Annotated in this window: 8 protein-coding genes; 6 read left to right on the top strand and 2 right to left on the bottom strand. The window is 74.8% G+C overall.

Features of this window, described 5'->3' with window-relative positions; genetic code table 11:
• Positions 1-196: 196 nt before the first annotated feature.
• Positions 197-973 (bottom strand): enoyl-CoA hydratase/isomerase family protein, encoded by a 777-nt coding sequence (locus BM385_RS24525; RefSeq protein WP_037756086.1) that lies wholly within the window; start codon positions 971-973, stop codon positions 197-199.
• 77 nt (positions 974-1,050) lie between these two features.
• Positions 1,051-2,262 carry a L,D-transpeptidase gene (locus BM385_RS24520; protein ID WP_093844393.1) on the bottom strand — a complete coding sequence of 404 codons (1,212 nt, stop codon included), beginning with the start codon at positions 2,260-2,262 and terminating at the stop codon, positions 1,051-1,053.
• 271 nt (positions 2,263-2,533) lie between these two features.
• Here BM385_RS24520 and glgX point away from each other — a divergent pair, with 271 nt between their 5' ends.
• The 6 genes from glgX to BM385_RS24490 all read left to right on the top strand — a co-directional run bounded on the left by glgX (position 2,534) and on the right by BM385_RS24490 (position 13,213).
• Entirely contained in the window at positions 2,534-4,756 is a 2,223-nt protein-coding gene (gene glgX / locus BM385_RS24515) for a glycogen debranching protein GlgX (RefSeq protein ID WP_019434320.1), read from the top strand.
• Positions 4,757-4,798: 42 nt separating this feature from the next.
• Entirely contained in the window at positions 4,799-5,407 is a 609-nt protein-coding gene (locus tag BM385_RS24510; RefSeq protein ID WP_093844392.1) for an ADP-ribosyltransferase, read from the top strand.
• A gap of 143 nt (positions 5,408-5,550) precedes the next feature.
• A complete protein-coding gene (locus BM385_RS24505; protein ID WP_093844391.1) occupies positions 5,551-7,359 on the top strand; it encodes an AfsR/SARP family transcriptional regulator in 1,809 nt (602 codons plus the stop codon).
• Between the two features lie 7 nt (positions 7,360-7,366).
• A complete protein-coding gene (locus BM385_RS24500; RefSeq protein WP_093844390.1) occupies positions 7,367-9,601 on the top strand; it encodes a TOMM precursor leader peptide-binding protein in 2,235 nt (744 codons plus the stop codon).
• A 26-nt stretch (positions 9,602-9,627) separates the two neighbouring features.
• The gene (locus BM385_RS24495) at positions 9,628-11,571 is read left to right on the top strand and encodes a TOMM precursor leader peptide-binding protein (RefSeq protein ID WP_106438450.1); all 1,944 of its coding nucleotides are present in this window, start codon (positions 9,628-9,630) and stop codon (positions 11,569-11,571) included.
• A 13-nt stretch (positions 11,572-11,584) separates the two neighbouring features.
• On the top strand, positions 11,585-13,213 hold the full coding sequence (locus BM385_RS24490; protein ID WP_093844389.1) for a nitroreductase family protein: 1,629 nt from the start codon (positions 11,585-11,587) through the stop codon (positions 13,211-13,213).
• Positions 13,214-13,231: the final 18 nt, after the last annotated feature.

The raw sequence follows: 13,231 nt of genomic DNA, 5'->3' as shown, positions 1-13,231 counted from the left end.
ATGCCGAGGGCAGGTGAACCCCGTACGGCCGCGGTGACCAGGGACGACGCGGGTACGGCGGCCGGTGTGACGGGTGGGGCGGCGGCGATCGGTGGCTTCGGTGCCGGCGGGCACCCTGAGCCGGGGTGCGGGGTGCGGGGTGCGGGGGCCCGGTGCCCTCCGGGGCGCGGGGAGGGCACCGGCGGCCGGGGGCGGTTCAGCGGAAGCGGGCCTTGCCGGGGCCGTCCTCCAGGAAGCTGCGGAAGCCCTCCTCGCGGTCCGCCGTGGCGAACAGGCTCGCGAACCAGGTGCGTTCCAGGGCGAGTCCGGCGTCGATGCCGGCGTCGAGGCCGCCATCCACCGCCTCCTTGGCGGCGCGCAGCGCGATCGCCGGGCCCTTGGCCAGCCGGGCGGCCCAGGCGTGGGCCCGGTCGAACACCTCGCCGGCCGGGTGCACCTGGTCGACCAGGCCCAGGCTCAGCGCCTCGGGGGCCGTCACCTGGCGGCCGGTGAAGATCAGGTCCTTGGCGCGGGAAGGGCCGATCAGCCGGGCGAGCCGCTGCGTGCCGCCGGCGCCCGGGATCAGGCCGAGCAGGATCTCCGGCTGGCCGAGCTTCGCGTCCTCGGCGGCGAACCGGACGTCGGCGCACAGCGCCAGTTCGCAGCCGCCGCCCAGCGCGTAGCCGGTGATGGCCGCCACCACCGGCTTGGGGATGCGGGCGACGGCGGTGAAGGCGTCCTGGAGTCCCCGGGCGCGCTCCACCATCGCGGCGTGGTCCATGGCCCGCATCTCCTTGATGTCGGCGCCGGCCGCGAACGCCCGTTCGCTGCCCCGGATCACCACGGCGCGGATGTCCTGACGCGCGGTGATCTCCCCGGCCAGCTCCCGCAGCCGTTCCTGGAGGGCGGAGTCGAGGGCGTTCAGCGGCGGCCGGTCCAGGGTGATGGTGCCGACGCCGTCCGTCACAGCGAGATGCGCAGTGTCCACAGTCATGCCCGCCACAGTAGGCGCAGCGGAACGCGTGTGGGCCCCGGCCGTCCGGCCGGGGCCCACACGGGCGGGGAAGGCGGTTACTGGCCCGCGCCCCACTCGCTCCAGTTCATGTTCCAGCCGCTGAGGCCGTTGTCCGGGGCGATGATGTCGTCGTTGGAGTTGACGACCTCGACCACGTCGCCGACCAGCGAGTTGTCGTAGAACCAGGCGCCGTCGGTACCGGAGTCGCCGCGGCCCTGGACGTCCTTCAGGCCGATGCAGCCGTGGCTGGCGCGGCCGTTGCCGAAGATGTTGCCGCCCCAGTAGTTGCCGTGGATGAAGGTGCCGGACTGGCTGAGCCGCATGGCGTGCGGGACGTCCGGGATGTCGTAGTCGCCGTCGTAGCCGACCGTGGCGCCGTCCATCCGGATCTCCTCGTACTTCTCGGAGATCACCATCTTGCCGTTCCAGGTCTCCATGCCCGGGGCGCCGGTGGTGACGTCGATGGTCTTCAGCGTCTCACCGTCGCGCACGACCTCCATGGTCAGCTTGTCGTCGTCGACGAGGCTGATCTGGCTGCGGCCGATGGTGAAGTTCACGTCCTGGCTGGCGGTGCCGAACACACCGTCCGCGCCCTCGACGCCGCGCAGCCTCAGCTGCACGCCGACCTCGGTACCCGGCTCCCAGTACTCCTCGGGGCGGAAGTCGACCCGGTGGTTGCCGAACCAGTGCGGCTTGACCTCGACGGCCGGCTCGGTGGTGATCCGGATCGCGTCGGCGACCGCGGCGGTGTTCGCGATCGGGGTGTCGAAGGTGACCGAGAAGATCATGCCGACGCCGTACTCGGAGCCGTCCTTGACGGTCCAGGAGGTGGAGAAGGTGGTACCGGCGGCGACCGTGGTGAAGGTGGCCGACTCGGAGGCGGTCTGCCCGTCCGCGTCCTCGGCGGTGGCGGTCACCTCGTAGGCGGTGTCGTTGGCGAGGTGGTCCTTCGCCTGCCAGCCGGAGTTGTCGTCCTTCAGATCGCCCTCGACCTCTTCGCCCTCCGGGTCGGTGACGGTGACCCCGGTGAGCGTGCCGTGCTCGACGGACACCGCGATCTCGCCCGTGGTGGGCACGTCGGTGGCGCCGTCCTCGGGGGATATGGACAGGGCTATGACGTTGCCGTCACCGCTGCCCTTGCCCTCGTCGCCGCCCTTGTCGTCCGCGGCACTGCTGCCGCTGCACGCCGACACCGCCAGCAGCACCACACCGAGAAGTGCCGCGACCCCGCCGGAAGCACGTCTGCCACCTGGCCGCTTGCGCACCATGCTCACGTTCTCCCTCACTCAACCCACACGCCCGGGGACGTCCAGCCCGCGGGAAATCCCCTCTCCGGCCAGGTAATCACACCGTGCGCGGGGGAACGGCCGCCGTTTGTCACCGTTCCGTCGCAGTTCCGCGCCCCGATGTCAACAGTCCTGACGACCGCCATGGCAAAATGCCCTAATCCCGGCAAAGGGGACCTGCCGCGGTGGTCTTCCCCCGCACCGGGAGAACCGTCAGCACCCCACAGCCCCACCCGACTTCAGGAGGCCGGACGTGTCCAGGACACCCCAGGACGAACGGCGCACCCAGGTCTGGCCCGGCCGCCCCCAGCCGCTCGGCGCCCGCTTCCACACCGGACCCGGCGGCACCGAGGGCACCAACTTCGCCCTGTGGGCCGGCGGCGCCGAAGGCGTCGAGGTCTGCCTCTTCGACGACGCCACCGACCACGAGACCCGCTACCCGCTCGAAGAGGTCACCCACGAGATCTGGCACGGCTTCCTCCCCGGCGTCCGGCCCGGCACCCGCTACGGCTACCGCGTGCACGGCCCCTGGAACCCGGCCGCCGGCGCCCGCTGGAACCCCGCCAAACTGCTGCTCGACCCCTACGCCCGCGCCGTCGACGGCGAATTCGCCGCCCTGCCGCCCGAGGTGTACGGCCACGCCCGCGACTGGCACCGCCAGGACGCCGCCGACACCGTCCGCGACGACCGCGACTCCGCCCCGTACGTCCCCAAGGGCGTCATCACCGACGACCGCGAAACCCCGTGGACCGACCCCTGGGCCGACGACCGCCGCCCCAAAACCCCCTGGGCCGACTCCATCGTCTACGAACTCCACGTCCGCGGCTTCACCCGGCGCCACCCCGGCATCCCGCCCGCACTGCGCGGCACCTACGCCGGACTCGCCCACCCCGCCGCCCTGGACCACCTCACCTCGCTCGGCGTCACCGCCGTCGAACTCCTGCCCGTCCACCAGTTCGCCCACGAGGACCACCTGCTGCGACGCGGACTGCGCGACTACTGGGGCTACAACTCCATCGGCTACTTCGCCCCGCACGCCGGCTACGCCGCCACCGGCACCCGCGGCCAGCAGGTCGGCGAGTTCAAGAACATGGTCGCCGCCCTGCACGCCGCCGGCATCGAGGTCATCCTCGACGTCGTCTACAACCACACCGCCGAGGCCGACGAGCGCGGCCCCACCCTCTCGCTGCGCGGCATCGCCAACCCCGGCTACTACCGGCTCGCCGACAACCCCCGCCACTACACCGACTACACCGGCTGCGGCAACACCCTGCACGTCGTCCAGCCCCAGGTGCTGCGGCTGATCACGGACTCCCTGCGCTACTGGGTGCAGGAAATGGGCGTCGACGGCTTCCGCTTCGACCTCGCCGCCGCCCTCGCCCGCTCCATGCACGACGTCGACATGCTCTCCCCCTTCCTCGCCGTCATCGCCCAGGACCCGGTACTGCGCCGCGTCAAACTCATCGCCGAACCCTGGGACATCGGCAGCGGCGGCTACCAGGTCGGCGCCTTCCCCCCGCTGTGGACCGAATGGAACGACCGCTACCGCGACACCGTGCGCGACTACTGGCGCGGCGCGCTCCCCGACGTCCGCGACCTCGGCTCCCGGCTCGCCGGCTCCAGCGACCTGTACGCCTGGGGCGGCCGGCACCCGTACGCCTCCGTCAACTTCGTCACCGCCCACGACGGCTTCACCCTGCGCGACCTCGTCTCCTACGACCGCAAGCACAACGAGGCCAACGGCGAGGACAACCGCGACGGCACCGACGACAACCGCTCCTGGAACTGCGGGGCGGAGGGCGAGACCGACGACAAGGAGATCACCGCCCTGCGCCGCCGCCAGCTGCGCAACCTGATCAGCACCCTGCTGCTCTCCACCGGCGTGCCCATGCTGGTGGCCGGCGACGAGATGGGCCGCACCCAGCGCGGCAACAACAACGCCTACTGCCAGGACAACGAACTCGGCTGGATCGACTGGAGCCTGGCCCGCGACCCCGCCTGGCGCCCGCTGCTCGACCTCACCCGGCGGCTGATCCGGCTGCGCCGCACCCACCCCGTCCTGCGCCGCCGCGCCTTCTTCTCCGGCCGGCGGCACGGCCCCGGCGGCATGCGCGACCTGGGCTGGTTCACCGCCGACGGGGCCGAAATGACCGAGCAGGACTGGCACCGGCCCAGCCGCACCCTGGGCATGTTCCTCTCCGGCCGCGACATCCCGCAGCGCGACCCTCAGGGGCGGCCCGTCACCGACGACAGCTTCCTCGTCCTGCTGCACGCCGGCGCCGAACCCGCGACCTTCCCGCTGCCGGGACCGCCCTGGGCGCACGCGTACGAACTCCTCGTCGATACCTCGCGCGAGGAGCAGAGCACCCCGCCCGGCAGCCACCACGACGGCGGCACCGCCCTGCGGCTGCCGGCCCGTTCCGTGCTGCTGCTGCGGGCGTTGCCGCCGGGCGCCGACACGCCCCCGATCGGGTGACGTTGCGGGACGGGCGCGCGGTGCGGCGCCAAGGTGTGCGGCATGACCTTCACCACCCGGATCACCACCCGGATCACCCGCCGCGCGGCGGCCGTTGCGCTGCCGCTCGCCCTGCTGTTCACCACCGCCGGCGCCACGACCGGCGCGGCCACCGCCACCGCCGTGGTCTGCCCCGTCGTCGAGGACCGGCTGCACGCCGCCGCCGTCCAGGACGTCGACCTCGACCGGATCACCCCCGAGCCGTCCTACCGCGACAACTGCCGCCAGCTGTACCGCGCCGAATCCCGCGGCCCCGAGATCATCTTCGAAGAGGGCTTCCTGCCCTGGGACACCGCGACCGGGCAGTACGACCTCCAGGCGTACGTGCTCAACAACCAGCCCTCGCCGTTCGTCAGCACCACCTACGACCACGACCTGTACAAGGACTGGCGCAAGGCCGCCTACAACTACTACATCGACGCGCCCGGCGGCATCGACGTCAACGCCACCATCGGCGACGACCACAAGTACGCCCACCAGGCCGAAGTCGCCTTCCCCGGCGGCATCGACCCCGCCTTCATCGCAGGCGCCTGCCCCATCGACAAGACCACCAACACCGAGATCATGTCGGACTGCGTGGACAACCCGCACTACGCGCCCTGGCGGAACTGACCCGCTTGTGCCACTTCTGACAGCAACCTGAGCAGCACCCCTGCAAGAAGCTGACGCCGCCGCCCCTCCCCGCGCCGCACACGCCGTCCGTACCGTTCGGGACACCGAACAACAGGCAGGACGGAACGGGGAGGGGGAGCGCGGTGGCCGTACGCTTCCAGCTCCTGGGCCCCCTCAGCATCACCGACGGCACCGAGACCGTCGTCCTGGGTCCCTCCAAACCCACCAACCTGCTGGCCGCCCTGCTCCTGCGCTCCAACACCATCGTCTCCGCCGGCTACCTCCAGCAGATGATCTGGGGCGACGACCAGCCCGCCACCGCCAAGGCCGCCCTCCAGACCTGCGTCCTGCGGCTGCGCCGGCTCTTCGAACGCCAGCACGTGCTGGACACCCCCATCGAGGCCGCGCCCGGCGGCTACCGCATCACCGCCGACGAACGGACGCTCGACCTCATCGAGTTCCGCGCCCGCGTCCGGCACGCCACCGCGCTCGGCGACGACCCGGCCGCCGAACTCGCCGCGCTGCGCCACGCCCTGACCCTGTGGCAGGGCGCGCTGCTCGCCAACGTCCGCTCCCCGACCATGCACCGCGACGAGGTGCCGCGCCTGGTGGAGGAGCGGCTGCGCACCGTGGAGCGGGTGTGCGACCTGGAACTGGCGCTCGGCGACTGCGGCGCCGCCCTGGTCGAACTGTGGAGCGCCACCCGGGACCACCCCAGCCACGGCCGGTTCCGCGAACAGCTGATCGAGGCCCTGTACCGCACCGGGCGGCAGTCCGAGGCGCTGAGCGAGTACCGGCAGTTCAAGGAGTACCTGCGCGACGAACTCGGCGTCGATCCCTCGCCCGCGCTCCAGAAACTCGAACTCGCCATCCTGCGCGGCGAGGACCTGGGCGGCCCGGCCCCGGCGAGCACACCACCCGCCCTGCCCGCGGCGCCGGAGACCGCCGCGCTGCCGCCGGCCGCCCCGGCCCGGCCCCGGCAGCCCGTACCGCCCGCCCTGCCCGTACCGGGTGCGGCGGCCGACGCGCCGCCGGCCGCCGACAGCACCGCCCCCGGCCACTGGACACCGGTGCCCTCCTTCACCGGACGCGCCACCGAGACCGCCGCCCTGGTGGCCCGGCTCACCGGCGACCGCCCCGGTACCGAACTCATCTGCGGCGCCCCCGGCATCGGCAAGACCGCACTCGCCCGGCACGTCGCCGACCTCGTCCGCGACCGGTTCCCCGGCGGCTGCCGGCTCCTCGACCTGGCCGACCCCGCCACCGAACCGCGGGCGGACGCCGACCCGCACACCCTGCTCGTCCTCGACGACGTCACCGACCCCGACCGGGTCCGCCCGCTGCTGTCCGCCCGGCGCGGCGCCGCCACCCTCGTCACCAGCCGCCGCCACCTCGCCGCCCTCGTCGCCACCCACGGCGGCCGGGTCACCCGGCTCGACACCTTCACCCCCGCCGAGGCCCACGACCTGCTGCGCGCCGCCCTCGGCCCCGAACGGGTCGCCGCGGAACCCGGCGCCGCCGCCGAACTCGCCCTGCTGTGCGGGCGTCACCCGCTCGCCCTGCGCATCGCCGCCGCCCGGCTGCTCACCCGCCCCGCGCTGCGGCTCGCCGACGCGGTGGGCTGGCTCACCGACGACCCGCTCGCCCGGCTCGCCCTCCCCGACGACCCGCGGCTGTCCGTCCCCCGGGTACTGGACGGCGCCCTGGCCCGGCTCGCCCCGCCGCTGCCCGAGGTGTTCGCGGCGCTCGGCCGGCTCGGCCGCGAGCGCTTCCACCCCGCCGACGCGGCGGGCGCCGTGGCCGGCCCGTTCGACCTGACCGAGTCCGAGACCGAGACCGCCCTGGAGCGCCTGGCCGACGCCGGCCTGCTGGAGGACGGGCCGCCCGGCCCGTACCGCATGCATCCACTGCTGCGGGGCTACGCCAGAACCCGAGACCGACAGAAGGTGTGAGACAGGCATGGCCGCAGCGTTCGACAACCTCGCCGGCACCCGTCCGCGCATCCGGCGCGACGTGCTGTACACCCGGACCCCGGGCGGGGTCCTGTTCCACAACGCCGACGGCGGCTTCCACCTGACCGGGCGCACCGCCTACAAGTTCGCCACCCTGCTGGTACCGCACCTGGACGGCGGCACGCCGCTGCGCGAGATCTGCGCCGGCATGGGCGACCAGCAGCGCGCGATGGTCGCCTCGCTCGTCGGCCAGCTCCTCGAACGGGACTTCGCGCGCGACGCCCGCGAACCGGCGGCGGGCGACGCGGACGTGCTGACGGCGGAGGTCGCCGAGCGGTTCGCCGCCCAGATCGCCTACGTCGACCACTACGCGGACGACGCGCGGCGGCGGTTCGCCCGGTTCCGCGACACCCGGGTGCTGGTCCTGGGCACCGGGGAGACGGCCGAGTGGGCGCAGCTCAGCCTGATCCGCAACGGCGCCGCCGCCGTCACGGCGGAGCAGGTCACCGAGCGGGTACGGGAGGAGGCCGCCGAGGCGGGGGCGCGGGTCACCGCCGGGGCCGGGGCGGCGGACGCCGACGTGGTCCTGGTCACCGGCGCCGACGCGCTGATCCGCACCCACGCGCTGCTGTCGGCCGGACTGCCCGCCGGACAGCGCGTCATCCCGGTGTGGACCTTCGGCGAGCGGGTCGTCACCGGCCCCGCCGCCGTGCCCGGCGGCAGCGGCTGCGTCTCCTGCGCCCTGCTGCGGCTGGGCGCCTCGGTGGACGCCCAGGCCGCCGCCGAACGCTGGAGCGAGATCGCCTCCGGCGCCGTCACCGAACCCGGCGCGCCGGACGGCGGACCGCTCACCGGGCCGATCGCCGCGATGACCGGGAACCTGCTCGGCTACGAGGTCTTCCGCACGGCGACCGGCGCGCTGCCCGCCGAGACGGAGGGTCAGATCCTCATCCAGGATCTCGACTCGCTGGACGTCGTCGCCGAACCGCTGCGCCCCCACCCGCGCTGCCAGCTGTGCGGCCCCGGCAGCGTGCCGGGCGGCGGCACGGAGACGACCGGCGCCACGGCCGCGCCGCTGCCCGACGCGCTGAGCGTGGCCCGGACCGCGACAGTGGCCTCGGCACGCGACGCCGAGGCTCTGGTGGACCGGCTGAACACCCTGGCCACCGCCCTGGTCCGGCCGCACGCCGGGGTCTTCGCCCGCTACGACGATGAATCGCTGACCCAGCTGCCGCTCAAGGTGGCCCGGCTGGAACTTCCGCTGGGCAGCGCGGGAGGTCGCCGCACCCTCGCCGCCTTCGACGTGCACCACCTGGCGGGCGCCCGGCTCCGCGCGCTGCGCACGGCGGCGGCCGTGTACGTGGAACGCGTCGTCCCGGCGCCGCTGCTGCCCGGCGGACCCGGCGCCCTGCCGGTGGCGCTCGCCGGGCGGACGGAGCAGGTCGCGGCGTGGAGCGCCGCCACCTCGCTGCTGACCAAGGAACGGACCGCCGTCCCCGCCGCCGCGCTGCGCCCCTACGGCCCGCACAACCGCGACGGGCGGCAGGTGGTGGGCAGCGGCGGCACCGGCGCGGGCGAGAGTGCGGCGGAGGCGGCCGGGCACGCGCTGCTGTCGGCGCTGGCACTGGACGCACTGACCCACGCGCTGCGCGGCACCACCCGCATCCGGCCCCTGGAGCCGGTGACCGGGGACGGCACGGGGGCGGCGGGCGACGGCGCGCGAGCCGCTGACGCGGCGGGCGACGGCGCGGCGGGTGGCGACGGCGCGGGCGAGACCGGGGGGAGCGGCGTGGCCGACGCCGACGACGCCGAGCTGACGTTCCTGTACACCTCGGCGCGGCGGCTCGATCTCGCCGTCGAGCTGCTCGATCTCGGCGAGGCGGAACGTTCCGGCGCCCATGTGGTGCTGGCCCGCGCGGCGGACGGCCGGTGGGCGATCGGTGCCGACCTCGGCCGCCGGGCGGCGGCGGTCACCGCGCTGCGCGATCTGCTCGGCCAGGCCCAGCTGCCGGACGCCGACTCCGGCGACCCGCTGCTGCCCGACCTCGCCCCCGGCGCCCTCGCCGTCACCGACACCCCCGCCCCGGCCGCCCCGGACACCACCCCGGACACCGTGCTGGAGCGGCTGCGCGCGGCGGGCCGCGACGTCCTGTACGCCGACACCACTCCCGCCGACCTCGCGGCCGGCGGCCTGCACACGGCCCGGATCCTGCTGACGGAGGCCGCCGATGCCCGCCCCTGACCGCCGCCGCCACCGTCCCCGTCCCACTGCCCCGGCCCGTCGCCACGCCCCGCGCCCCGGCGCCCCGGAGGTGCCCCGTGCCCACCGCTGACCTGGCCGCCCTCATCGACCGCGCCCGCCCCGGCACCGACGTGGCGCCGCTCGGCCTCCGCGACGCGCTCACCGACACCAGCCCGGTCGACGGGCGGCGGGTCCCCGTCCGTCTCTACGGCCGCTACGCGGTCGTCGGCCCGCTGCCCGCCCCGGACGGTGGCACGACGCGCCCGTGCGCCCGCTGCCTGGAGCGCCGCTGGCAGTCCGTCAGGTCCGTCGCCCTGCGCGACGCCCTGGAACTGCCCACCGACCCGGCCGCCCCCGGTGCCCCGCCGGCCACCCGGGCCGCCGGCCCCTCCCCGTACGCCACGCCGTTCGCCGCCGACGCCGTCACCGCGCTCATCGCCGCACGCGAGGCGGCCGGCGGGCCGCGCGCCGCCGTCCACCTCATCGACCTCCAGACCCTCGGCGTCCGCCGCTACCCGCTGCTGCCCGACCCCGAATGCCCCGCCTGCGGCCGTACCGAACCCGACACCGCCGAGGCCGCCACGCTCACCCTGCGCCCCGCGCCCAAGCACCGGCCCGGCACCTTCCGGGTCCGGGACATCGGCTCCTACGACCTGCCCACCGCTGCCTACGCCAACCCGGTGTGCGGGGCGCTCGGGCCCGGCGTCGTCCACGACATCTCCTCCACCTCGACCTCGGCGACCATCGGCTGCTTCTCGCTGCGTTCGGGCGCGTACCTGCGCGAAACGTTCTGGGGCGGGCACGCCGACACCTTCGGGCACAGCGTGCGCATCGGGATCCTGGAGGGACTGGAACGGTACGCGGGCATGCGCGCCCGGGCCCGTACCGCCGCCGTCCGCGACAGCCTCGACGGGTTGCGCGCCCGGGGCGTGCCCGCGCTCGATCCGCGCCTCTGCGGGCTGTACTCGGACGCGTTCCACCGCGCCAACCCGCACATCCCGCCGTTCGCCCCGGACCGCGTCGTGCCCTGGGTGTGGGGCCACTCGCTGCGCGAGGACCGCCCGCTGCTGGTGCCCGAGGTGCTGACGTACTACCACGCGCCCGGCCTGGAGAACCGTTTCGTCCAGGAGTCCTCCAACGGCTGCGCCTCCGGCGGCTCACTGGAGGAGGCCGTCTACTTCGGGCTCATGGAGGTCATCGAGCGCGACGCGTTCCTGCTCGCCTGGTACGGCCGCGCCGCCCTCCCCGAACTCGACCCGTACTCCAGCACCCGCCCCGCCACCCGGCACATGGTGGACCGGCTGGCGATGTACGGCTACGAGGCGCGGTTCTTCGACACCCGGATCAGCTTCCCCGTCCCGGTGATCACCGCCGTCGCCGCCCGCCCAGACGGTGGCATGGGCCGGATGTGCTTCGGCGCCGGCGCCGGCCTCGACCCGGAGTCCGCGCTCGCCTCCGCGCTGTGCGAGATCGCCACCGACGCCGTCAACCTCACCGGCCGCACCGAGCGCGACGAGGCACGGCTGCGCGCCATGGCCGCCGACTTCGACCTGGTGCGGGCCCTGCACGACCACCCGCTGGTGTACGGCGTCCCGGAGATGGGCGAGCACGCCGCCTTCCTGCTGGACGGACCGCGCGGCCGGCGCCATCCGCTGGCGGACCGGTTCGGGGACGGTACGGTCCCGGCCGTCTCCGGCGACATCCGCGAGGACCTGGCCGCCTGTACGGCCGCCGTCACCGCCGCCGGCTTCGATGTGATCGTCGTCGACCAGACCATGCCGGAACAGCGCGATCTCGGCCTGACCACCGTCTCGGTGCTGGTCCCCGGGCTGCTGCCCATCGACTTCGGCTGGGCCAGACAGCGGGCGCTCGGCATGCCCCGGCTGCGCACCGCGCTGCGCGAGGCAGGGCTGCGCACCACCGACCTCACCCCGGCCGAGTTCAACCCCGCCCCCCACCCCTTCCCCTGATCGGAGCCAACCCATGGGGTACGCCCAGACCTACGCGGACGCGATCATGGCGCGCGGCCGGGTCCCGATGGAGCCGGTGGACTTCGTGCCCGACTGGAGCGACGGGCCGCGCAAGACCAAGTTCTACCCGGGGACCGGGACGGTGCCGCTGCCCGCCGACGACGGCGGCGTGCCGGCGGGCGCGACCGTCGCCCACGGGCTGTTCGGCGGCGGTACGGAGGCGGCCCCGGGCCGGTTCGACCTCGCCGCGCTCTCCGGGCTGCTGCGCGACTCGTACGGGCTGACCGGCCGCCGGCTCGGCGTGCAGGCCAACACCGATCTGAGCGCGCTGCCGAACTACCCGATGGCGAACTGGTCGCGCGGCACCGCCTCCGGCGGCGGCCTCTACCCGGTGGCCGTGTACTGGGCGTCGGGTGCCGCCGGCCCGGGACTGCCCGGACTGCACTACTACTCCGCGCGCCACCACGGCATGCGGCGGCTGCTGACCGGCGATGTGACCGGCGAGATCCGGGCGGCGCTGGGCGCGGAGGCGCCGGGGGCCGCCGCCACCGACCAGTACCTGGTGCTCGGCATCAAGTACTGGCAGAACGCGTTCAAGTACAACAGCTTCTCCTTCCACGCCGTGAGCATGGACCTGGGCGCGCTGCTGGGCACCTGGCGGCTGTGGGCCCGGGCGCGCGGGCTGGAGATCGAGCCGGCGCTGTGGTTCGACGAGGCCCGGCTGCAACGGCTGCTGGGCGTGGAGCCGGAGGCGGAGGGCGTCTTCGCCGTGGTGCCGCTGGCCTGGGCGGGGGAGCCGCGCGCGGCGGCGGGCCGGGCGGCGGGCCGGGCGGCGGAGGCCGCGCCGGTCGCGGTGCGCCGTACCGATGCCGAACGCTCCCGCCGCGTCCTCACCTTCGATGCGCTGCGCGCGATGCAGCGGGCCACCGCCGCCGGTGCCACCGACCGCCCGGCCCCCGGCGCGCTGGCCCCGGCCGCGGCGCACCCGCCCGCCCGGCGGCCGGCCGCCGCACAGGACCTGCCGGAACCCGCGCCGCTGACCATGAACGTACGGCGGGCCCTGCGCGCCCGGCGCAGCAGCTTCGGCCGGTTCGCGGCGCACCGCCGGCTGAGCGCCGCCCAGCTGACGGCGGCGCTGGCCGCCGCCCACGCGGGCGCGGAACTCGGCGGCGACAGCGGCGCGGCCGGCGGCGGCGCGCGCCTCGCCACGCTGTACGCCTTCGTCAACCACGTCGACGGCGTCGAGCCCGGGGCGTACGCCTACGACCCCGAGCGGCGCGCACTGCGGCTGGTGAGCGCAGGGGCGCCGGGCCCCTTCCTCCAGAAGAACTACTTCCTGTCCAACTACAACCTGGAGCAGGCGGGCGTCGTCCTGGTGCCGACCGTACGCACCCGCGCCGTCCTGGAGGCGGTCGGCGACCGGGGGTACCGGCTGGTGAACGCCACGGTGGGCGCCATCGCCCAGGCCACCTACACGGCCGCGGCGGCGCTCGGCATCGGCTGCGGCGTCGCGCTGGGCTTCGACAACCTCTCCTACCGCGAGGAACTCGACCTGGAGGGCACGGACGAGGCCCCGCTGCTGATCATGCTCCTCGGCCACGAACGCCCCGCACCCGCCGACTTCCGCTACGAGATCGCCTGACCGCCGCCCGAAGGAGAC

This window comes from Streptomyces harbinensis (assembly GCF_900116145.1).
GTDB classification, from domain to species: domain Bacteria; phylum Actinomycetota; class Actinomycetes; order Streptomycetales; family Streptomycetaceae; genus Streptomyces; species Streptomyces carpaticus.
Note: the sequence above shows the minus strand (reverse complement) of the source record. Positions and strands in the feature narration are given on the sequence as shown.